Here is a 22,145-nt window from a genome sequence, read left to right on the forward strand (position 1 = left end):
CTTCCTTTGTTGTCGGGCCAGTTCAGGGTAAAATAGAAATCAGTTAACCAGATAACAGGGACATCGTATGCATTGCCCATTTTGCTCCGCTGTGGATACCAAAGTCATCGACTCACGTCTTGTAGGCGAAGGGTCTTCCGTGCGTCGTCGTCGGCAGTGTCTGGTGTGCAACGAGCGTTTTACCACCTTCGAGGTGGCAGAGCTGGTAATGCCGCGCGTGGTAAAAAGTAACGATGTGCGCGAACCGTTCAATGAAGAAAAACTGCGTAGCGGGATGCTCAAGGCGCTGGAAAAACGGCCCGTCAGCTCCGATGACGTCGAAATGGCGTTAAATCATATTAAATCTTATCTGCGGGGGCTAGGTGAGCGCGAAGTGCCGAGCAAAATGATCGGTAACCTGGTGATGGAACAGCTGAAAAAGCTCGATAAAGTCGCCTATATTCGCTTCGCCTCCGTTTACCGCAGCTTCGAAGACATTAAAGAGTTTGGCGAAGAGATCGCCCGCTTACAGGATTAAGCCTATGCAGGACGAGATGTACATGGCGAGAGCCATGAAGCTGGCGCAGCGCGGTCGGTTTACCACTCACCCTAACCCTAATGTCGGGTGCGTCATTGTTAAAGATGGCGAGATCGTGGGTGAAGGTTTTCACTACCGCGCAGGCGAGCCGCACGCTGAAGTGCATGCCCTGCGCATGGCGGGGGAGAGGGCGCGTGGCGCGACGGCTTACGTGACGCTGGAGCCATGCAGTCATCACGGGCGTACGCCTCCGTGCTGCGAAGCACTGATTGCGGCGGGAGTCTCGCGCGTTGTCGCCGCCATGCAGGATCCTAACCCGCAGGTGGCGGGCCGCGGGCTGTATCGTCTGCAACAGGAAGGGATCGACGTCAGTCACGGCCTGATGATGCAGGATGCCGAAGCCATCAACAAAGGCTTCCTGAAGCGTATGCGCACCGGTTTCCCGTTTATCCAGCTTAAGCTTGGCGCGTCACTGGATGGCCGCACGGCGATGGCGAACGGCGAGAGCCAGTGGATCACCTCGCCACAGGCAAGGCGCGATGTGCAACGTCTGCGCGCACAAAGCCATGCTATTCTCACCAGCAGTGAAACGGTGCTGGCTGACGATCCGGTCCTGACCGTGCGCTGGGATGAGCTGAATGCCGATACCCAGGCACTCTATCCGCAGGAGAACCTGCGTCAGCCGCTGCGCATTATTATTGATAGCCAGAACCGCGTGACGCCGGAACACCGTATCGTGCAGCAACCGGGGGAAACCTGGATTGCCCGCACCAAAGAAGATACGCGCGAATGGCCGCAAGGCGTGCGCAGCATTATGGTACCGGAGCACAATGGGCATCTCGATCTGGTGGTGCTGATGATGCTGCTGGGTAAACAGCAGGTCAACAGCATCTGGGTTGAAGCCGGTCCGACGCTCGCCGGCGCGCTGCTCCAGGCAGGGCTGGTGGATGAGCTTCTGGTCTACGTTGCGCCTAAACTGTTAGGTAACGACGCGCGCGGCCTGTTTGTGCTGCCCGGCCTTGAAAAACTGGCCGATGCGCCGCAACTCTCATTCAGCGAGATTCGTCCGGTAGGCCCGGATGTCTGCCTCCATTTAACGACAGCGTAATTGCTCCTGAAATAGGGAAGCAGTGCGCAAAGTATTATGATAAAATCCGCCCCCCTGCGGGGCCAAATGAACCCGTAAAGGAAGAGTATGAACATTATTGAAGCTGCTGTAGCTACCCCGGACGCTCGCGTCGCCATCACCATTGCGCGTTTCAACAACTTCATCAACGACAGCCTGCTGGAAGGTGCGGTTGACGCCCTGAAACGTATCGGCCAGGTTAAAGATGACAACATTACCGTCGTTTGGGTACCAGGTGCTTACGAACTGCCACTGGCAGCGGGCGCGCTGGCGAAAACCGGTAAATACGACGCGGTGATTGCACTGGGTACTGTTATTCGTGGCGGCACTGCGCACTTCGAATACGTTGCGGGCGGTGCAAGCAATGGTCTGGCGCACGTTGCACAGGATGCTGAAATTCCTGTCGCGTTCGGCGTACTGACTACCGAAAGTATTGAACAAGCCATCGAACGTGCTGGCACCAAAGCCGGTAACAAAGGTGCAGAAGCTGCACTGACCGCGCTTGAAATGATCAATGTATTGAAAGCCATCAAGGCCTGATTTTTTTGTAAGGGGAATTCCGTGAAACCTGCTGCTCGTCGCCGCGCCCGTGAATGTGCCGTCCAGGCACTTTACTCCTGGCAGTTGTCCCAGAACGACATCGCTGATGTTGAATACCAGTTCCTGTCAGAACAGGACGTGAAAGACGTTGACGTTCTGTACTTCCGTGAACTGCTGTCGGGAGTGGCGACTAATAGCGCGTATCTCGATGGTCTGATGAAGCCATACCTGTCCCGTCTGCTCGAAGAGCTGGGCCAGGTCGAAAAAGCAGTGTTGCGTATCGCGCTGTTTGAGCTGTCTAAACGTGATGATGTGCCGTACAAAGTGGCCATCAACGAAGCGATCGAACTGGCAAAAACCTTCGGCGCTGAAGACAGCCACAAGTTTGTAAACGGCGTGCTGGATAAAGCCGCACCTGCGATCCGTCCCCACAAAAAGTGATCCGCAAACCGGAGTCTTGCATTGCCTTTTTGGCAGTGCGGCTCCGGTTTTTTCTTTTATTTGCTGAGGCATAACGTATGGCATGCGGCGAATTCTCCCTGATTGCCCGTTATTTCGACCGTGTCAGAACCTCTCGTCTTGATGTTGAAACCGGCATTGGCGATGACTGCGCACTTCTCAATATTCCCGAAAAACAGACGCTGGCAATCAGCACCGACACCTTAGTATGTGGGCGTCACTTCCTGCCCGATATCGATCCTGCCGACCTGGCGTATAAGGCGCTGGCGGTCAACGTTAGCGATTTGGCGGCAATGGGCGCCGACCCGGCCTGGCTGACGCTGGCGCTGACCCTGCCGGAGGTGGATGAAGCCTGGCTTGAAGCCTTCAGCGATGCCCTGTTTGAACAGCTGAATTATTACGATATGCAGCTGATTGGCGGTGATACCACCGCCGGGCCGCTGTCGATGACCCTGGCAATCCACGGCTATGTGCCAGCGGGGCGCGCGCTGAAGCGTTCGGGCGCAAAACCGGGCGACTGGATCTACGTGACCGGTACGCCGGGGGATAGCGCGGCCGGGCTGGCGATCCTTCAGAACCGTTTAGCAGTTGAAGATGCTGACGATGCGGCGTACCTGGTGAAGCGCCACCTGCGGCCCACACCGCGTATTTTGCACGGTCAGGCGCTGCGCGAGCGGGCCAGTTCTGCTATCGATCTCTCTGACGGGTTGATCTCCGATCTCGGCCATATCCTGAAGGCCAGTGGCGTGGGCGCACGGATCGATCTGGATCTGTTCCCACTGTCAGAGCCGTTGCGTCGCCATGCCGAGCCTGAACAGGCGCTGCGCTGGGCACTATCCGGTGGGGAAGATTATGAGCTGTGCTTTACCGTTCCCGAGCTGAATCGCGGGACGCTCGATGTGGCGTTAGCGCATCTGGGGGCGAAATTTACCTGCATCGGGCAGGTGATGCCGGAAAGTGAAGGGCTGCTGTTTGTCCGCGACGGTGCCCCGGTTACGCTTGACTGGAAAGGGTACGATCACTTCGCGTAATTTTGTGCGCTCTGTATTGCCGGGTGGCGCTGCGCTTACCCGGCCTACGGATTTTGTTCCCTGAATTGTTTATTTAAACCCTACCACCGGATGTTGCTGATACGGCGCCTCCAGCTCGGCAATCTGCTCCGGCGTCAACGATAAGTCCACCGCACTCAACAACTCGTCCAGCTGTTCTTCCCGCGATGTGCCCACAATCGGCGCGGCGACACCGCGCTTGCTCAGCAGCCACGCCAGCGCTACCTGTGCGCGCGTTGCACCGATATCGTCGGCGATCCCGGCTAATCGTTCGGCAATTAACGCATCGCTGGCTTCTGTATCGTCATACAGATTTTTACCTACTTCATCCGATACCAGCCGGGCGGTAGTTTCACCCCACGGACGGGTTAACCTTCCGCGCGCCAGCGGGCTCCACGGAATCACCGCCACGCCTTCCTGGTAGCAGAGCGGCAGCATCTCACGTTCTTCTTCCCGGTAGATCAGGTTGTAGTGATCCTGCATAGTGACAAAGCGCGCCCAGCCGTTCTGCGCCTGGAGATCGAGCGCCTGAGCAAACTGTGAGGCATGCATGGACGATGCGCCGATGTAGCGCGCTTTACCGGCTTTCACGACGTCGTTCAACGCTTCAAGCGTCTCTTCGATCGGCGTGTTGTAATCCCAGCGGTGAATTTGCAGCAGGTCGACGTAATCCATGTTCAGGCGTCTGAGGCTGTCATCAATGGAGCGCAGGATCTGTGCGCGAGAAAGGCCTTCCGCCAGATCGCCTGACGGGTAATACACCTTGGTGGCGACCACTATCTCATCCCGACGGGCAAAATCTCGCAGGGCGCGGCCCACAATCTCTTCGCTGCTGCCGTCGGAGTAGCTGTTGGCGGTATCGAAGAAGTTGATGCCGCCATCGATGGCGCGCTTAATGATAGGGCGGCTGCTCTCTTCCGGCAGCGTCCAGGCGTGATTTCCCCGGTCAGGCTCGCCAAACGTCATGCAGCCCAGGCAAAGCCGGGACACCTTGAGGTCTGTTTTTCCTAATGTCGTGTATTGCATGGTTCCGCTCCTGCTGTTTAAACAATACGTTTAAGCATAGCAGGAGCAGAAAAGGGGAGGGATCAGGCCAGCCAGGTGCGGATTTTAGCTTCGATACCGACGGCGTCCAGGCCAATGTCGGCGCGCGCCTCGTCCTGAGTGCCTTGCGGGATGAAGTGGTCCGGCAGGCCGAGATTAAGCACCGGAACGACTTTACGGTTCGCCATCAGCACTTCGTTCACGCCGCTACCCGCGCCACCCATGATGGCGTTCTCTTCCAGCGTGACCAGCACCTCATGGCTTTCCGCCATGCTCAGAATCAGAGATTCATCGAGCGGCTTCACAAATCGCATATCGACGAGCGTCGCATTCAGGGTTTCAGCGACTTTTGCCGCTTCCGGCATCAGCGTACCAAAGTTCAGGATCGCCACTTTTTCACCGCGACGTTTCACCAGACCTTTACCGATGTCCAGTTTTTCCAGCGGCCGTAATTCAACGCCAAGGGCATTGCCGCGTGGATAACGTACCGCACAGGGACCGTCCTGATAGTGGTAACCGGTATACAGCATCTGACGACACTCGTTTTCGTCGCTTGGCGTCATGATCACCATGTCCGGGATGCAGCGCAGGAAGGAGAGGTCAAATGCGCCCTGGTGCGTCTGGCCGTCAGCCCCCACGATGCCCGCACGGTCGATAGCAAACAGCACCGGCAGCTTCTGGATGGCAACGTCATGGATCACCTGATCGTAGGCGCGTTGCAGGAAGGTAGAGTAAATCGCTACCACCGGCTTGTAGCCGCCAATCGCCAGGCCCGCTGCGAAGGTTACCGCGTGCTGCTCGGCAATGGCGACGTCGAAATACTGGTCCGGGTACTTTTTGGAAAACTCGACCATGCCGGAGCCTTCACGCATGGCAGGCGTCACCGCCATCAGCGTGTTGTCTTTCGCCGCCGTTTCGCACAGCCAGTCGCCGAAGATTTTTGAGTAGCTCGGCATTCCGCCGCTGCTTTTCGGCAGACAACCGCTGGTATGGTCGAACTTGGGCACCGCGTGGAAGGTGATCGGATCTTTTTCCGCCGGTTCGTAACCACGCCCTTTTTTGGTCATGATATGCAGGAACTGCGGGCCTTTCAGGTCGCGCATGTTTTTAAGCGTCGTTACCAGACCTAACACATCGTGGCCGTCCACCGGGCCAATATAGTTAAAGCCCAGCTCTTCAAACAGCGTACCCGGCACGACCATGCCTTTGATATGTTCTTCGGTACGCTTAAGCAGCTCTTTGATCGGCGGTACGCCGGAGAAGACTTTTTTCCCGCCTTCGCGCAGTGAGGAGTAAAGCTTACCGGACAGCAGCTGCGCCAGATGGTTATTCAGCGCGCCGACGTTCTCGGAGATCGACATTTCGTTATCGTTGAGGATCACCAGCATGTCCGGTTTGATATCGCCCGCGTGGTTCATGGCCTCAAAAGCCATCCCGGCGGTGATCGCCCCGTCACCAATCACGCAGACGGTACGGCGTTGTTTATTCTCTTTTTCAGCGGCAACGGCAATCCCGATGCCTGCGGAAATGGAGGTGGAAGAGTGGCCGACGCTTAACACGTCAAACTCGCTCTCGCCGCGCCACGGGAACGGATGCAGGCCGCCTTTCTGGCGAATGGTGCCAATCTTATCGCGACGTCCGGTCAGAATTTTGTGCGGATAGGCCTGGTGGCCAACATCCCAGATCAGCTGATCGAACGGCGTGTTATAGACGTAATGCAACGCCACGGTCAGCTCAACCGTGCCAAGTCCGGAGGCGAAGTGGCCGCTGGAGCGGCTAACGCTGTCGAGCAGGTAGCGACGCAGCTCGTCACACAGCTTCGGCAGACTCTCTTTCGGCAACAGACGTAACTCCTGAGTGGAGTCAACTAACGCCAGTGTCGGGTATTTGGCAATATCAAAACTCATCAAAGGCTCATCGAGATATATAGTTTATTTATTACGCTGGATTATGTAGTCCGCTAGCGCTTCCAGTGCCGAGGTATCCAGCGATTGCGCGGCCAGCTCATTCAGTGACCGGCGGGCATCGTCTATCAGATCCCGGGCTTTACGTTGGGCATGCTCAAGGCCCAACAGGGCGGGGTAGGTACTTTTGCCAAGCTGCTGATCCGCACCCTGACGTTTTCCCAATGTTGCAGTATCGCCCACCACATCCAGAATGTCATCCTGAACCTGGAATGCCAGACCGATACTTTCTGCGTATCTGTCCAGAACCGGCAGGGCTTTACGCCCGCGTTCACCCGCGCTCAACGCGCCCAGACGAACGGCTGCCCGAATCAGGGCGCCCGTTTTGTGACGGTGGATGCGTTCCAGCTGTTCCAGAGTCACCTGACGACCTTCAGCCTCTAAATCCAGCGCCTGGCCGCCGCACATCCCGGCGACGCCGCTGGCCATTGCCAGTTCGGACACCATTGCCAGACGATCGCGATCGCTCACTTCAACCATCGGCGCATCGCTCAGAATAGAGAACGCCAGGGTTTGCAGCGCATCACCCGCCAGAATGGCATTCGCTTCGCCGAACTTAATGTGGCAGGTCGGCTGACCGCGACGCAGATCGTCATCGTCCATGGCCGGCAAATCATCGTGGATCAGCGAATAGGCGTGGATACACTCCACGGCGGCTGCCGGGGCGTCCAGCGTGTTATCGCTGATACCGAACATATTGCCTGTGGCATACACCAGGAACGGACGCAGGCGTTTACCCCCCAAGAGTGCGCCATAGTGCATGGCTTCAACCAGAGGAGTGTTCTGAAAAGGCTGCGGCTCAATGAAACGGCGCAGCGCGTCGTTGGCGCGGATGACGCGCGCCTGAAGCGCGTTGGAGAAATCCATTTACTCGGCGTCCGGTGTGAATGGCGTGGTTTTAGCGTCTTCGCTGTCGGAAAGCAGGATCTGCACACGCTGCTCGGCCTGCTGGAGTTTTACCTGCCCCTGGCGCGCGAGCTGCACGCCGCGTTCAAATTCGTTGAGCGCGTCTTCCAGCGGGAGATCGCCGCTCTCAAGACGGGTAACGATCTGCTCCAGTTCACTCAGCGCAGTTTCGAAACTGGCCGGTGCGTCGTTTTTCTTCGGCATAGTGAATTGACTCTTAAATTTTTCGCCCTGACATGGTAACGGACTCGGGGCAATTATCAAATAACGCGAGTGGCGCGATGGTGGTATACTTGCGCGCCTGGATGCAGCCACGGGTGTGGGCTGCTGTATCATTTTCCACTACAAGCCTTTATAAGCTTGCCTAAGAAACATTGCCGCCATGAAGTTTATCATTAAATTGTTCCCTGAAATCACCATCAAAAGCCAATCCGTGCGTTTGCGCTTTATTAAAATTCTCACCGGGAACATTCGTAACGTATTAAAACACTACGACGAAACGCTCGCCGTGGTGCGTCACTGGGACCACGTTGAAGTCCGCGCGAAAGACGAAAACAAACGTCTTGATATTCGCGACGCGCTGACCCGTATCCCGGGTATTCACCATATTCTGGAAGTGGAAGACGTTCCCTTCACCGATATGCACGATATCTTCGAAAAGGCGCTGGTACAGTACCGCGATCAGATCGAAGGCAAAACGTTCTGCGTACGCGTGAAGCGCCGTGGTAAGCATGAGTTTAGCTCCATTGACGTTGAGCGCTATGTCGGCGGCGGTCTGAACCAGCACGTTGAGACGGCGCGCGTGCGCCTGACTAATCCGGACGTTACCGTTAATCTTGAGATCGAAAACGATCGCCTGCTGCTGGTTAAGGGCCGTTATGAAGGTATTGGCGGCTTCCCGATCGGCACGCAAGAAGATGTGCTGTCGCTGATCTCCGGCGGGTTCGACTCCGGCGTTTCCAGCTATATGCTGATGCGTCGCGGCTGCCGCGTGCACTACTGCTTCTTTAACCTGGGCGGCGCGGCGCACGAAATCGGCGTACGTCAGGTGGCGCATTACCTGTGGAACCGCTTCGGCAGCTCTCACCGCGTGCGTTTCGTGGCGATCAACTTTGAGCCGGTGGTCGGCGAAATTCTTGAGAAAGTGGATGACGGCCAGATGGGCGTGGTCCTGAAACGTATGATGGTGCGTGCGGCGTCCAAAGTGGCTGAGCGCTACGGCGTGCAGGCGCTGGTCACCGGTGAAGCACTGGGGCAGGTCTCCAGCCAGACGCTGACCAACCTGCGTCTTATCGACAACGTGTCTGATACGCTGATCCTGCGTCCGCTGATCTCTCACGATAAAGAGCACATCATCGATCTGGCGCGTAAAATCGGTACTGAAGATTTTGCCCGCACCATGCCGGAATATTGCGGCGTGATCTCAAAAAGTCCAACCATTAAAGCGGTGAAGGCGAAGATCGAAGCGGAAGAAGAGAACTTCGATTTCAGCATCCTGGAAAAAGTGGTGGCGGAAGCGTCGAACATCGATATCCGTGAGATCGCCCAGCAGACCGAGCAGGACGTGGTTGAGGTGGAGACGGTCAGCGGCTTCGGTGCTAACGATACGATTCTGGATATACGTTCTGTTGATGAGCAGGATGACAAGCCGTTGCAGGTGGAAGGCGTGGAGGTGGTTTCGCTGCCGTTCTACAAGCTGAGCACCCAGTTTGGCGATCTCGACCAGAGCAAAACGTATCTGCTGTGGTGCGAACGTGGGGTCATGAGCCGTTTACAGGCGCTGTACCTGCGCGAGCAGGGCTTCGCGAACGTGAAGGTGTATCGCCCGTAGCCTATTGCCCGGCGGCGCTTCGCTTACCGGGCCTACGGTACCGTACACTTGTAGGCCGGGTAAGGCGTAGCCGCCACCCGGCTTTTTTTACTCGTAGTAGTTATAAATCCCTGCCGTCATCACCAGCGATGACGCCACTTCGTACGCTTTCTCACGCCCGACCAGCAGGTCAATAATCTTCAGGCCAAAATCAATGGCGGTGCCCGGCCCCTGGCTGGTGAGCAGGTTAACGCGCGGATCCCAGACCACGCGTTTATCCACCCACTGGTCTTCCGGAATCGTATCCTTCAGGCCTGGGAAGCCGGTCATATTGCCGATGGGGAAAATGTTGTGCGGAACCAGTACCGTACCTGCGGCCGCACAGATTGCCGCGACGATACGCCCGGAAAGATGAAACTGACGAACGGTTTCAACCAGCAGCGGGCTGTCGCGGAAACACTCCGCGCCCTTCAGACCGCCCGGCAGCACGATAATGTCGTAATCACCGTCCGCCACCTGTACAAGCGGTGCATCTGCCAGGATCTTGACCCCACGCGAGCAGGTAATCGCCAGACTTCCGTCGCTGGCGACGCTGGCGGTGGTAACCTTAATACCACCACGTACCATCAAATCAATGGTGGTGACCGCTTCTGTCTCTTCGCTACCAGGGGCGAGGCATACCAGTGCCGATGCGCTCATACTCACTCTCCTTTCGTTTTACTAACTCAAACAGACGGCTGTTTTCCGCAACGGTAATGCCGTGTGCCCGGGCGCGTTTTAACAGATAACCGGTAATGTAATCAATTTCGGTATGCCGCATCGCCCGGATATCCTGCAGCATTGAGGAGATATTTTCTGCCGTACTCTCAATGACCTGGTCGACATAATAACGTAAATCGGTTTCTGAGGTGTGGTAGCCTTCGCGTTCAATGACGGCGGCAACTTCCCGGCAAATCAGCGCTAACCGATCGGGATGCTGGCGCAGATCACCGTTAGGGCAATCCAGCAGGGCAGTCAGCGGATTGATCGCGCAGTTGACCGCCAGTTTGCGCCACAGTTCTGCGCGAATGTTATTGTGCCAGGCGACGTCAGGCAGCGTGCTTTGCAGGGTATCCGCAAGATAGCTGTAATCGCCGGGCTGTTCACGCGCCGGGCCGATATGGGTGATGCCACTGGCAACATGAATAATGACGTTACCGTCGCGGCGTGCCGCGTGGGTGGTTGTTCCCATTAGCAGCGGTTGCTGGACAGACTTTAGCTCTTCAATGGTACCCATACCGTTGTGAATCAGCAGGACTGGCGTGCTTTCAGGTAATTGGGCGGCCAGGCTTTTCACCGCATCGGAGACCTGCCAGGCCTTCAGCGTGACCAGCAGCAGATCGCTGCTCGCGAGAAATTCCGGATCGTTTGCCGTCAAAGACTCGTTAAAAATTGAACCGTCTGTACCTATCACATTCACACTGCAATAGGGTTGGGGAATTCGCAGCCAGCCCTGAACGTCGTGTCCCTGTTTGCATAGCGCGCTAAGCCAGAGTTGACCAAGGGCGCCGCATCCAAGCACTGTTACTTTCATTGTTCCTCCTCACCTGCAACTGCGCCAGGTGCTAAGACGCTAAGTATAGCGCCATCAGCTAAGCTTCTCGTTATGCCTCGTTGCAGGTATTATGCAACGCAACAAAAATGAAGGGAGAAGAAAAGATGCCATCTTTCGATATTGTTTCTGAAGTTGATCTGCAGGAAGCGCGTAACGGCGTAGATAATGCTATTCGTGAAGTGGAGTCACGTTTCGATTTTCGTGGCGTTGAGGCGACCATTGAACTGAACGACGCGAACAAGACAATCAAAGTCCTGAGTGAGTCTGATTTCCAGGTCAACCAACTGCTGGATATCCTGCGCGCCAAGCTGCTCAAGCGCGGCATTGAAGGGACCTCACTTGATGTACCTGAAGATTTTGTTCACAGCGGCAAAACCTGGTTTGTAGAAGCGAAGCTGAAGCAGGGGATTGAAAGCGCGGTACAGAAAAAAATCGTTAAGCTTATCAAAGACAGTAAGCTGAAAGTGCAGGCGCAGATCCAGGGGGAAGAGATCCGCGTGACCGGAAAATCCCGTGATGACCTGCAATCCGTGATGGCGCTGGTGCGTGGCGGCGATCTCGGTCAGCCATTCCAGTTTAAAAACTTCCGCGATTAAGACAATTATGCCCGGCTAAACCGGGCATTTTTTCAGGCCTTCAGCGCCTGCTCTACCTCAAAGCGGTTAGTCACTTTGCTGTCAATTTTGACATACGCACTGCGCTCTTCCGGGACAATCAGCACTTCGCTCACGCCCTCTGTCGCTTCCAGACGCTGTTGTAACGCGTCACCGATTGCCACGTCATCGGGAATTTCTACCCGCAGGCTACTCACATAGCGCGGCTCTTTCATGGTGCTGGCAACAAACAGCCAGAGCATCGCCAGTAGCGCACCGGCGAGGAACACGGTCTGAGAATCAAAAAGGCCGTCCACCCAGCCGCCGAGGGACCCGCCGATCGCCACGCCGAGAAACTGGCTGGTGGAGTAAATGCCCATCGCGGTGCCTTTGTATCCTGCCGGAGACTCTTTGCTGATAAGCGACGGCAGCAGGGCTTCCATCAGATTAAACGCCAGGAAGAACAGCTGTACACCTGCGATCAGCTCCCAGAAATGTGGGCCAGCGCCCCACAGCACAATCTCGGCAATCAACAGTAACGCCACGCAGCCCACGAAGACGCGTTTCATTTTGCGCTTCACTTCGGCGTAAATAATGAAGGGCACAACGGAGACAAACGAGATCAGCATTGTGACCAGATAAATTTTCCAGTGCTCTGCCGCCGGGAAACCTGCTGCGGCAAGTTGACCGGGCAGGGCGACAAAGGTGGACATCAGCAGAATGTGCAGGCACATAATGCCGAAGTTCAGCTTAAGCAGGCGCGGCTCGGCGATGACTTTGCTGAAGCAGCCTTTGACCATCCCGGATTCACGGTTCAGGACATGGTTTTTACTGTCCGGCACAACCCACAGCGTGAGTGCGATCCCGATGGTTGCCAGCACGGCTATCATCCAGAACAGGGCGTGCAGGCCGAGTGAATGGGTAATAATCGGCCCCAGCACCATGGCAATGGCAAACGTAACGCCGAAGCTGACGCCAATAAACGCCATGGCTTTGGTGCGGTTTTGCTCGCGGGTTAAGTCTGACAGCAGCGCCATCACGGCGGCGGCAATCGCCCCGGAACCTTGCAGGGCGCGGCCAAGAATAATTCCCCAGATGGAGTGGGAGAGGGCGGCGATGATGCTGCCAAGTACAAACACCAGCAGCCCGCCGACAATCAGCGGTTTGCGACCCACGCGGTCGGAGAGCAGGCCAAAGGGGATCTGGAATATCGCCTGTGCCAGGCCGTAGATACCGATCGCCAGACCAATCAGCGCTTCGCTGGCACCCTGTAACGCCATGCCATATGTGGTCAGAACGGGCAGGACCATAAACATGCCAAGCATCCGCAGCGAGAAAACAGTCCCTAAACCCCAGGTCGCACGCAGTTCGCCTGGCGTCATTTTATAATCGTTCATTACCACCTCTACCAAAAAGCAGGCCATAGTTTAGGCGGGGTGATAAGTGCGGTAAATAGGTGTTTGTTTAAGAGATATTACGAGGGTGTGATAAAAGCACCCCCGGATAAAAAATTACGCCTCGACGCGCAACCCGTAGCTTTTAAATTTCTCAAGAACAATGGCAATTTCATCGTCACTGAGTACCGGAACGGGATCCACGATCGCCAGCGTGGCCAGGTAGAGTTTTGCCAGCACCTCTACCTCCTGCGCCAGCCACAGTGCCTTCTCAAGATTTTCTTCGCAGGTGATCAGACCGTGGTGCTGTAATAGCGTCGCTTTGCGATCGCGTAACGCGACCGCGACATGCTCTGACAGCGCGCGCGTCCCGAAGGTCGCGTAAGGCGCGCAGGGAATGGAGTTTCCCCCGGCGGCGGCAATCATATAGTGAATAGCAGGAATGGGGCGGTTGAGTATCGAGACGGCGGTACAGTTAACCGCATGGTTATGGACGACGGCGTTAGCATCCGGGCGGGTCTGATACACAACCTGATGAAAACGCCATTCGCTGGAGGGCAGTTTATCCTCTTCGTGTCGCCCCTGTGCATCGACATAGACGATACTCTCTTCGGTCAGATGCTCGTAGGGAATTCCGGTCGGCGTAATCAGCATACCGTCGCGATAGCGAACGCTGATATTCCCGGCGGCGCCCTGATTTAATCCCATGCGGGTCATCTCAAGGCAGGTGTCGATAATGTCTCTGGCTAATCGGGCTCGTTCCATTTTTTATTCTCCGGGTACAGTTTTATTTTTACTGGCGGGAACGTTTGACCAGCTTCATATCGACTTTCGCCGTCTCGTTGACCGCTTCGCCGTCGATGGCTCGCTGCATCAGTTCAAACGCTTTTTCCGCCCAGGTATCTTCATCCTGCTGCATGGACCAGACGCTGTTAGGCAGGAACCCCAGCATGGGGTGCTCATCGAAGGTACCAATATTGATGTGTTGGGGCACAGTACCGGTACGCGTCCGCAGGGCTTCGATTGCCCCTTCCAGGACGGGTAACGATGAGGCGATAAACGCCTGCGGAACACCCTGGCTGTCGATAAGCGAATCCATCAGGGCATATCCCCCCTCCGGCGTATTGTCCGGCCCTTCGATGACCCACTCGCGATGGTGAATACCGGCTGTTTTCAGGGCCTGCAAATAGCCGTTCAGACGGTCCGTAATGCTGGGCAGTGCGGTATCGCCCACAAGGAACCAGAGCGGCGTTTTGCACTCTTCCAGCATATTGCGGGCCAGTTCATCCCCCCCAGCCTCGTTATGACTCTCTACCAGCGCGTTGTCAGTAAAGCCAAAATCCCGGTCAAGGAGCACCAGTGGCTTTTGGATCTGCCGCAAATGATGCTGCTGATTTTCCAGCGTCGAGGGAACGATAAATAAGCCGTCCACGTTGCGCGCCATCAGAGCTTTTACCAGCTTGTTTTCGTAATCCACATCGTTGTAAGTACAGCTGATCATCAGCTGGTAACCCGAACGGCGGCAGCGCAGTTCGAGTTTCTCGGCGAGCGTTGCAAAGAACACGTTTGAGATGTTGGGCACGATGAGCCCCAGCGTCTCGGTTTTGTTTAACTTCAGACTGCGCGCCGAATGGTTGAGGGTATAGCCGAAGCGCTCGACGTGTTCATTAATTCGGGACTGTGTTTTCACACTGATCCGATACTGTTCGGCTTTCCCGCTCAGTACCAGCCGCACGGTGGTGACGGATAAATTCAGATCCTTCGCTATCTGTTCAACTGTTTTGGCCATCGCTACGCCTCAATCCTTAACGTACGTAAAAACTGCTGATAAAGCATACGCATCCTGCCATTACATTTCCTGCTGCATCAGGAGATTAAGCGCCTGTTGCTGGGTCCACAGCATCAGGTACGCCTCATATTTTTGCCGGTGGAAGGCCGCTGTTTCCGGCCGACGGGTGATGATAGCGCCGGCTTTGACCATTTCCCGGGTGGCGTCGGTAAGCGTTGCCCATGCACCGCTCGCCACAGCGCCGCAAATGGCCGCGCCGAGAGTGACCGCATCTTCTTCGGCTAAAAGGTGAATATCGCAGCCTGTGGCATCGGCATACTCCCGCAGCCAGAGCCGGTTATGAGTAGCTCCACCACAAATGACAATGCGCGACAAGGTATGCCCATGATGTTTCAGAGTATCCATAATGTGTCGTGTGCCGTAGGCAATGGCCTGTAGCGTGGCCAGATAGAGCCTCGCCAGCGCGCGCTCACCGGTCTCTAATGTCAGACCGACTACGCTGCCCCGGGCATCAGGACGCGAACGCGGCGAGCGGTTGCCGTGGTGATCGGCCAGAATGTGCAGGTTGCGGGTGGGATATTTTTCTTCCTGTTCAAGCGCGGCTACCCAGTCGTTGAGTAATGCCACTGGATGGCATTGCGCCGTTTCTGCTTTTGCAAACAGCTCTGCGCTGGCTCCGTGCTCGCGCAACGTCCAGTCGACCAGCGCCCCGGCAGCACTTTGCCCGCCTTCCGTCAGCCAGTAGCCCGGCAGCATGGCGCTCCAGTAAGGCCCCCAGACGCCGGGCGTATGGATCTCCGTCTGACTGGCAAGCATATGGCAGTTCGAGGTTCCGCTGATGAGCGCCAGCGTGCCTTCCGGGTGTGAGGCCGTCAGCGCCACGCCACCCGCGTGGGCATCGATCATGCCGCTTGCCACAACCACTTCTTCGGACAAACCCAGAGCTTGCGCTGCCTGCGGGCTAAGTTTCCCGACGCATTCAGCGACGTCCAGAATAGTGCCGGGAATTTTTGTCAGTAAGTTTTCTAGCCCCACCGCCCTGAGCAGCGATTCGCTGAACTGCGCCTCATGCGCAAGGTAGTTCCATTTGCAGGTGAGGGTGCACAGGCTGGCGACGTCCTGGCCCGTCGCTTTCCAGACCAGAAAATCGGCAAGGTCGTAAAAGCGCCAGGCCTGATTCCAGGTTTCAGGATGATGCCGCTGCAACCACAGCAGTTTTGGCAACTCCATCTCGATGCTGACCTCGCCGCCCACGTAGCACAGGGCCGAATCGCGTGTGGCATTGATGTGAACGGTTTCTTCGTGAGCACGATGATCCATCCACATAATGATGTCCTGCGATGTCGGACTGTCCGGGGAGACGCTCAGGCCGTTACCGTCAGCATCCAGCGCGACCAGCGAGCACGTGGCGTCGAAGCCAATCGAACGAATGGCGTCAGGTGAAATCCCAGAGGAGTCGACGGCTTCCCGCACCACCGCACAAACCTGCTGCCAGATTTCCACAGAGGATTGTTCCACGCGCGCATTGCTGGCGTGAAACTGCGAAATCGGACGGGTCGCGAAGCTCAAACGCTCGCCTTGCGCAGAGTAAAGCCCTGCACGAACGCTGGCTGAACCTACATCTACCCCGAGGAAATAGCCGTCACTCATCATGAACTTCCTTATTTTTTACCAAACGGATGCAGCAGTTTATCAATTTCAGGCGTGTTGATATTCTGCGCATTGACATATTTCACTGGAATATCAATTTCTTTGGCCACCGTCTGTCCGGAAATCACCGCGTTCAGCGCTTTTATGCCCTGATAACCAATCTGATAGGCGTCCTGCACCACGAAGCCCTGAATCACACCGTTTTTAAGGAAGTTAATGATGGCTTCGGTGCTGTCAAAACCGATGACTTTTACTTTGCCCTTCAGATTCTGGCTGTCGATAGCGTTCGCAACGCCCAGGGTTGAGCCTTCGTTGGTGGCATAAATACCGGCGATATCCGGGTTGGCCTGAACCATATCAATGGTTTTATCCATCGCTTTTTGCGGGTCGCCATCGCTGTATTGCACCGGCAGTACCTGAATATTCGGGTACTTCTCTTTCATCCGCTCGCTGAACCCTTCAGAGCGCTCAATGGCGGACGTCGTCCCGGCTACGTGAGCGATAATACCCACTTTCCCCTTCTGGCCTACCTGCTCCGCCAGCGCATCCGCAGCCTGTGCGCCCGCCTTACGGTTATTGGTGGCAACAAAGCTGGCCGGGATATCCGAGTTCACGCCCGAGTCGAAGGTCACCACTTTGATCCCCCGGCTGTTGGCGGTTTCGACCAGCGGGGCAAGGGCGTTTGCATCAAGTGCGGCCAGCAACAGGCCGTTTGGTTTTTGTGCCATGGTGTTTTCGACTAACTGGATCTGTTCGGCGATTTGCGTTTCATCGGCAGGGCCAACGTAGCTGGTTTTGTCACCCAACTCTTTTGCGGCAGCTTCCGTTCCCATTTTGACCGTCTGCCAGAATTCGTGCTGGTAACCTTTACTGACCACCGGCAGGTTTAAATCTTTTGCCAGCGCGCTGCTGGACAGGATGGCAACGAGCGACAGGACGCTCAGGATATGGCTGGTTTTCATTATTTTGCTCCGTTGTAGGGTTGGCAGGGCTTGTTGTATCGAGAACCTAACGCATTCTTTTACGTAACGTGTCCAGGTAGACGGCGGCAACGACGACCACGCCCATCGCCACCATCTGCCAGAACTGGGACACGCCCATGAGATTGAGGCCGTTTTTCAGCACGCTCATAATGAACGCGCCTATGATGGTGCCGCCAATCGTGCCCACGCCGCCCATCAGACTGGTACCGCCGATCACTACCGCCGCAATGGCTTCCAGCTCATAACCCACGCCCACGGTTGGCTGGCCTGAGTTGAGACGAGAGGCGAGGATCACCCCGGCCACGCCGGTTAACAGGCCGCAGAAGGCGTAAACGAAAATTTTCACTCGCTGGACTTTGATCCCGGAAAGGTGTGCCGCCGTTTCATTGCTGCCGACAGCGTAGATATAGCGGCCCATCACCGTTTTCTTCAGGATCCACATGGCGATCAGTGCCACGATGACCAGGTAGAACACCGGATAAGGCAGAACGTCGAACAGGCGACCCTGTGCTAGCAGCTTGAACTGCGGGTAGTCAGAAAAATAAATCGCGCGGCCATCGGTCATCACCATATTGATGCCGCGTACCGACATCATTAAGCCGAGGGTGGCAATAAACGGTGGTATGGTCATTTTGGTGACCAGAAACGCGTTCACATAGCCGCAAAGTCCGCCTGCGAGCACGCCTGCCAGAATACAGACCGGCAACGGCATACCAAACCCGGCGGCGATGCCCACCGCAACCCCTGAGAACGCTACCACCGATCCGAGTGACAGGTCGATCCCGGCGGTAATAATCACAAAGGTCACGCCAATGGCCATGATGCCAATCACCGCCGTTTGCAGGGCGATAGTCATGATATTTTCAGTATTAAAGAAGAACGGTGAGCTGAAGCTGAAAAACAGAACCAGCAATACCAGGCTAAAAAGAGGCGCCAGACGCATCAGGAGCGCTTTATTTATTTTCATCGTATGACTTCCGCTTTGCGGCGATGGAACGGTAACGGACATGATTAATCCTCCAGCGTGGCGTATTGCATGATTTTTTCCTGGGTGGCGTGCTCAGCCGCTATTTCGCCGGCAATGCGGCCGCTGCGCATCACGAGTATGCGGTCGCACATTCCTAATACTTCCGGCAGTTCGGATGAAATCATGATGATCGATTTACCTTTAGCGACAAGGCGATTCATTAATTCGTAGATTTCCAGCTTGGCGCCAACGTCAATTCCCCGGGTTGGCTCATCAAAAATTAAAATATCGGTGTCTTTGCAGACCCAGCGGGCAATAATAATCTTCTGTTGATTACCGCCGCTTAAATTCAGTGCCGCCTGTTCCAGATGTGGCGTTTTTATTCGCAGCGTATCCACCAGTTTCTGGCTGGACTCCCGGCAGCGTTTTTCATCAACATTACCCGCGGCGCCAGCGTAGTCCGGGTAATTGCCGAGCATAATGTTCATCTCAACAGAAAGGCCGAGGGCGAGTCCCTCTTTTTTGCGGTCTTCTGTTAAATAGCTGATGCCTTTCTCAATGGCGTCAGCCACGTCTTTAATACGTGTGGGGGTGCCGTTCAGCGTCAGGGTGCCAGCGTCGATAGCATCGGCGCCAAACAGGGCCCGGCCCAGTTCAGTTCGGCCTGCGCCCATTAAGCCAGCGAGACCGAGGATCTCACCGCGCCAGAGGGTAAAGTTGATGTCATGCAGTACACCATTACGCGTCAGGCCGTTCACCTCCAGCACTTTTTCTCTGCGCTGATGCGGCGGGCGTTTTGGGTAGATGTTATCGAGATTGCGGCCAACCATCATGGCGATAAGCTCGCCGATCTGAACCGTTTCATAATCTACGGTGGCGATGTATTGTCCGTCGCGCATGACGGTCGCGCGATCGGCGATCAGCGCCAGCTCTTCCAGACGGTGCGAGATGTAGACAATCCCCGTGCCCTGAGCCTTGAGCATCCGCGTGACGTCAAATAAACTCTCGATTTCACTTTCGGTCAGCGCGGCGGTGGGTTCATCCATGATTAGCACTTTGGCATTGACCGAAATCGCTTTGGCAATTTCCACCATCTGCTGCTGGGCTACGGTTAATTCACTGACGCGGGCGTCCGGGGCGATTTTTAAATTCAGCGTGTGCAGTATTTTCTCAACCGCCTGACGCTGGGCGCGTTTATCTAACTGCCAGCGACTATTTTTGCAGAATTCACGGCCAATAAAGATATTCTCTTCCACGGTTAAATCGGGGAAGAGATTAAATTCCTGATGGATAATCGTAATACCTGCATGCTGAGCACTTAGCGGATCGCTGAATGATACGGATTGCCCTTCAAAGCGAATTTCACCGGCATCAGGTTGGTAAACACCGGATAAAATTTTCATCAGCGTCGATTTGCCGGCACCGTTTTCACCTAAGAGGGCATGAACTTCGCCGCAGCGTAAATCGAAATCAACCTGATTCAGCGCCAGCACGCCGGGAAAGCGTTTGGTAATGCACGTCATCTGAATAAGAGTCTCTGACATTGCAAAATTCCTGTGTTGGAAAGGCAATGAATCACAAGCCACAGTGATTTAGTTAATAAGCTAACTCGACTTAGCTTTCGTCCTTAAAAGCTATTTTAGGGTTATAATTTAGCCAAATCATTTGTATTCAAATTGTGACGTCGTGCAAAGGTATTTTGTTATTTAATTGAATTTAAACGATATGTTTAATTTTTGCTGAATCGTAATACCTGACACTGATCGAATTTTGACCTCTCATCGTGAAACTGCTCACAGATCCTGCACATTTATCTTGTCTCATTTTTAGTGTGAACCCTAAGCTAATTCGAGTTAGCAAATTTCACCACTTTCCGTTCACGGCGCTGCCTGGGCGCTTTTTCACGGCTATGCCCCTGAGACGGATAGGTTAACCAACGTGAGGAAGGGCTATGAAAACGATAAAAGCGTTACCCCGTATTGGCATTCGACCTGTTATTGATGGCCGCCGAATGGGCGTACGCGAGTCTCTGGAAGAGCAGACCATGAACATGGCGAAAGCCACGGCGGCGCTACTTAGTGAAAAATTACGCCACCCCTGCGGTACGCCCGTTGAGTGCGTGATTGCCGATAGCTGCATTGCCGGAATGGCGGAGGCCGCTGCTTGCGAAGAGAAGTTCAGCACGTGCCACGTTGGTCTGACGATCACCGTCACCCCCTGCTGGTGTTACGGGAGTGAAACCATTGATATGGATCCGCTGCGTCCGAAAGCGATCTGGGGCTTTAACGGCACCGAGCGTCCGGGGGCAGTATATCTCGCGGCGGCACTGGCGGCGCATAACCAGAAAGGGATCCCGGCGTTTTCCATATATGGCCACGATGTACAGGATGCGGGCGACGAGACCATCCCGGCAGACGTCGAAGAAAAATTGTTGCGCTTCGCCCGCGCGGGCCTGGCGGTCGCCAGCATGAAGGGGAAAAGTTATTTGTCGGTGGGCGGCGTCTCGATGGGGATTGCGGGCTCGATTGTCGATCACAACTTCTTTGAATCCTGGCTGGGGATGAAGGTGCAGGCGGTGGATATGACCGAACTGCGTCGCCGCATCGATCATAAGATTTACGACGAGCAAGAACTTGAGCTGGCCCTGGACTGGGCGCAAGCACATTTCCGTTTCGGCGAGGATAAAAACGCGGAGCAGTATCGTCGCAATGAACAGGAGAATGCCGCGATCCTGCGGGAGAGTCTGCTGATGGCGATGTGCATCCGCGACATGATGCAGGGTAACCCAAAACTCGCTGCGATGGGCCGCGTGGAGGAATCTCTGGGCTATAACGCCATCGCGTCCGGGTTCCAGGGACAGCGCCACTGGACGGATCAGTATCCAAATGGCGATACCGCAGAGGCGCTGCTGAACAGCTCCTTTGACTGGAACGGTATTCGCCAGCCGTTGGTGGTGGCGACGGAAAATGACAGCCTGAACGGGGTAGCAATGCTGTTTGGACATCTGATGACCGGTACAGCGCAAATCTTTGCCGACGTGCGCACCTACTGGTCGCCAGAGTCGGTTGAGCGTGTTACCGGCCAGAAACTCACTGGACGGGCTGAGCAGGGCATTATTCATCTGATCAACTCCGGCTCGGCGGCACTGGACGGTACAGCGGAGCAGAAAGATGCCGAGGGGAAACCGACCCTGAAACCACACTGGGACATTACTGAGCAGGAAGCCAACGCGTGCCTGGCCGCAACCCACTGGTGTCCGGCGGTGCATGAATACTTTCGCGGGGGCGGTTTCTCATCAAACTTCCTCACCCGAGGTGGCGTGCCATTTACCATGACCCGCGTAAACCTTATCAAGGGGGTGGGCCCGGTATTACAGATAGCGGAAGGCTGGAGTGTTGAGCTGCCGGAACAAGTACATGACATTCTGAATAAGCGCACCGATTCAACCTGGCCCACCACCTGGTTTGCCCCACGTCTGACCGGTAAAGGCCCGTTCAGCGACGTCTATTCAGTGATGGCGAACTGGGGGGCTAACCACGGAGTATTAACCGTCGGGCACGTCGGTGCTGATTTCATCACTATGGCGTCCATGCTGCGCATTCCCGTGTGCATGCATAACGTACCGGAGGCGCTGATTTATCGGCCGACGGCCTGGGGCGCTCACGGTATGGATCCGGAAGGGCAGGATTACCGCGCCTGTGAAAATTACGGACCGTTATACAAACAATAAGCCGGTTTGCCAGCCTGCTCCGGCGGACTG

Annotated in this window: 21 protein-coding genes; 8 read left to right on the forward strand and 13 right to left on the reverse strand. The window is 55.6% G+C overall.

The genetic code is table 11. The features are described 5' to 3' along the window. The first annotated feature begins 67 nt into the window (after nucleotides 1–67). The 5 genes from nrdR (at nucleotide 68) to thiL (ending at nucleotide 3,673) form a co-directional block, all read left to right on the forward strand. On the forward strand, nucleotides 68–517 hold the full coding sequence (nrdR, locus tag ACQG0S_RS04815; RefSeq protein WP_003859099.1) for a transcriptional regulator NrdR: 450 nt from the start codon (nucleotides 68–70) through the stop codon (nucleotides 515–517). Nucleotides 518–521: 4 nt separating this feature from the next. Beyond that, nucleotides 522–1,625 carry a bifunctional diaminohydroxyphosphoribosylaminopyrimidine deaminase/5-amino-6-(5-phosphoribosylamino)uracil reductase RibD gene (gene ribD / locus ACQG0S_RS04820; RefSeq protein WP_022647225.1) on the forward strand — a complete coding sequence of 368 codons (1,104 nt, stop codon included), beginning with the start codon at nucleotides 522–524 and terminating at the stop codon, nucleotides 1,623–1,625. Nucleotides 1,626–1,712: 87 nt separating this feature from the next. Further along, nucleotides 1,713–2,183, forward strand: a complete 471-nt coding sequence (ribH, locus tag ACQG0S_RS04825) for a 6,7-dimethyl-8-ribityllumazine synthase (protein ID WP_003859098.1) — start codon at nucleotides 1,713–1,715, stop codon at nucleotides 2,181–2,183. Nucleotides 2,184–2,204: 21 nt separating this feature from the next. Beyond that, nucleotides 2,205–2,624: a transcription antitermination factor NusB gene (nusB, locus tag ACQG0S_RS04830; RefSeq protein ID WP_006809908.1), complete on the forward strand. Its 420-nt coding sequence runs from the start codon at nucleotides 2,205–2,207 to the stop codon at nucleotides 2,622–2,624. Nucleotides 2,625–2,701: 77 nt separating this feature from the next. Then, complete coding sequence (thiL, locus tag ACQG0S_RS04835; RefSeq protein WP_048966732.1) at nucleotides 2,702–3,673, forward strand: thiamine-phosphate kinase; 972 nt, start codon at nucleotides 2,702–2,704, stop codon at nucleotides 3,671–3,673. Between the two features lie 69 nt (nucleotides 3,674–3,742). On the opposite strand, the gene ACQG0S_RS04840 is transcribed toward thiL, so the two are convergent. The 4 genes from ACQG0S_RS04840 to xseB all read right to left on the reverse strand — a co-directional run bounded on the left by ACQG0S_RS04840 (nucleotide 3,743) and on the right by xseB (nucleotide 7,809). Then, nucleotides 3,743–4,717 (reverse strand): aldo/keto reductase, encoded by a 975-nt coding sequence (locus tag ACQG0S_RS04840; protein ID WP_048966733.1) that lies wholly within the window; start codon nucleotides 4,715–4,717, stop codon nucleotides 3,743–3,745. Nucleotides 4,718–4,779: 62 nt separating this feature from the next. After that, nucleotides 4,780–6,642 carry a 1-deoxy-D-xylulose-5-phosphate synthase gene (gene dxs, locus ACQG0S_RS04845; RefSeq protein ID WP_022647228.1) on the reverse strand — a complete coding sequence of 621 codons (1,863 nt, stop codon included), beginning with the start codon at nucleotides 6,640–6,642 and terminating at the stop codon, nucleotides 4,780–4,782. Between the two features lie 24 nt (nucleotides 6,643–6,666). Next, nucleotides 6,667–7,566 (reverse strand): (2E,6E)-farnesyl diphosphate synthase, encoded by a 900-nt coding sequence (gene ispA, locus ACQG0S_RS04850; RefSeq protein ID WP_038415485.1) that lies wholly within the window; start codon nucleotides 7,564–7,566, stop codon nucleotides 6,667–6,669. Further along, nucleotides 7,567–7,809 carry an exodeoxyribonuclease VII small subunit gene (gene xseB, locus ACQG0S_RS04855; protein ID WP_003859094.1) on the reverse strand — a complete coding sequence of 81 codons (243 nt, stop codon included), beginning with the start codon at nucleotides 7,807–7,809 and terminating at the stop codon, nucleotides 7,567–7,569. It abuts the gene before it with no gap. Between the two features lie 178 nt (nucleotides 7,810–7,987). On the opposite strand from xseB, the gene thiI reads away from it, so the two are divergent. Beyond that, on the forward strand, nucleotides 7,988–9,436 hold the full coding sequence (gene thiI, locus ACQG0S_RS04860) for a tRNA uracil 4-sulfurtransferase ThiI (protein WP_022647230.1): 1,449 nt from the start codon (nucleotides 7,988–7,990) through the stop codon (nucleotides 9,434–9,436). A gap of 87 nt (nucleotides 9,437–9,523) precedes the next feature. On the opposite strand, the gene yajL is transcribed toward thiI, so the two are convergent. Together yajL and panE are read right to left on the reverse strand one after the other, a co-directional pair. Further along, nucleotides 9,524–10,114, reverse strand: coding sequence for a protein deglycase YajL (gene yajL, locus ACQG0S_RS04865; protein WP_048966734.1), 591 nt, complete (start codon nucleotides 10,112–10,114; stop codon nucleotides 9,524–9,526). After that, entirely contained in the window at nucleotides 10,077–10,988 is a 912-nt protein-coding gene (panE, locus tag ACQG0S_RS04870; protein WP_048966735.1) for a 2-dehydropantoate 2-reductase, read from the reverse strand. Before panE ends, yajL begins: the two co-directional genes overlap by 38 nt. A gap of 125 nt (nucleotides 10,989–11,113) precedes the next feature. Here panE and ACQG0S_RS04875 point away from each other — a divergent pair, with 125 nt between their 5' ends. Further along, nucleotides 11,114–11,605: a YajQ family cyclic di-GMP-binding protein gene (locus tag ACQG0S_RS04875; RefSeq protein WP_022647233.1), complete on the forward strand. Its 492-nt coding sequence runs from the start codon at nucleotides 11,114–11,116 to the stop codon at nucleotides 11,603–11,605. Between the two features lie 32 nt (nucleotides 11,606–11,637). Here the strand turns inward: ACQG0S_RS04875 and ACQG0S_RS04880 are convergent, their stop codons facing one another. The 7 genes from ACQG0S_RS04880 to ACQG0S_RS04910 form a co-directional block, all read right to left on the reverse strand. Then, nucleotides 11,638–12,999: an MFS transporter gene (locus ACQG0S_RS04880; RefSeq protein ID WP_022647234.1), complete on the reverse strand. Its 1,362-nt coding sequence runs from the start codon at nucleotides 12,997–12,999 to the stop codon at nucleotides 11,638–11,640. Between the two features lie 114 nt (nucleotides 13,000–13,113). Next, on the reverse strand, nucleotides 13,114–13,761 hold the full coding sequence (fucA, locus tag ACQG0S_RS04885) for an L-fuculose-phosphate aldolase (RefSeq protein WP_426750077.1): 648 nt from the start codon (nucleotides 13,759–13,761) through the stop codon (nucleotides 13,114–13,116). Nucleotides 13,762–13,789: 28 nt separating this feature from the next. Continuing rightward, nucleotides 13,790–14,785: a LacI family DNA-binding transcriptional regulator gene (locus ACQG0S_RS04890; protein WP_023299444.1), complete on the reverse strand. Its 996-nt coding sequence runs from the start codon at nucleotides 14,783–14,785 to the stop codon at nucleotides 13,790–13,792. 60 nt (nucleotides 14,786–14,845) lie between these two features. Further along, on the reverse strand, nucleotides 14,846–16,435 hold the full coding sequence (locus ACQG0S_RS04895; protein ID WP_048966736.1) for an FGGY-family carbohydrate kinase: 1,590 nt from the start codon (nucleotides 16,433–16,435) through the stop codon (nucleotides 14,846–14,848). Nucleotides 16,436–16,446: 11 nt separating this feature from the next. Beyond that, nucleotides 16,447–17,397: an ABC transporter substrate-binding protein gene (locus ACQG0S_RS04900; RefSeq protein WP_048966737.1), complete on the reverse strand. Its 951-nt coding sequence runs from the start codon at nucleotides 17,395–17,397 to the stop codon at nucleotides 16,447–16,449. A gap of 46 nt (nucleotides 17,398–17,443) precedes the next feature. Continuing rightward, on the reverse strand, nucleotides 17,444–18,427 hold the full coding sequence (locus ACQG0S_RS04905) for an ABC transporter permease (RefSeq protein WP_022647237.1): 984 nt from the start codon (nucleotides 18,425–18,427) through the stop codon (nucleotides 17,444–17,446). A 2-nt stretch (nucleotides 18,428–18,429) separates the two neighbouring features. Beyond that, nucleotides 18,430–19,929, reverse strand: coding sequence for a sugar ABC transporter ATP-binding protein (locus tag ACQG0S_RS04910; protein WP_023299446.1), 1,500 nt, complete (start codon nucleotides 19,927–19,929; stop codon nucleotides 18,430–18,432). 407 nt (nucleotides 19,930–20,336) lie between these two features. Between ACQG0S_RS04910 and fucI the strand changes: the two genes are divergently transcribed. Next, nucleotides 20,337–22,115, forward strand: a complete 1,779-nt coding sequence (fucI, locus tag ACQG0S_RS04915) for an L-fucose isomerase (RefSeq protein WP_038415501.1) — start codon at nucleotides 20,337–20,339, stop codon at nucleotides 22,113–22,115. Nucleotides 22,116–22,145: the final 30 nt, after the last annotated feature.

Origin of the sequence: Enterobacter cloacae complex sp. 418I7, from assembly GCF_050030705.1 — a bacterium.
GTDB lineage: Bacteria > Pseudomonadota > Gammaproteobacteria > Enterobacterales > Enterobacteriaceae > Enterobacter > Enterobacter intestinihominis.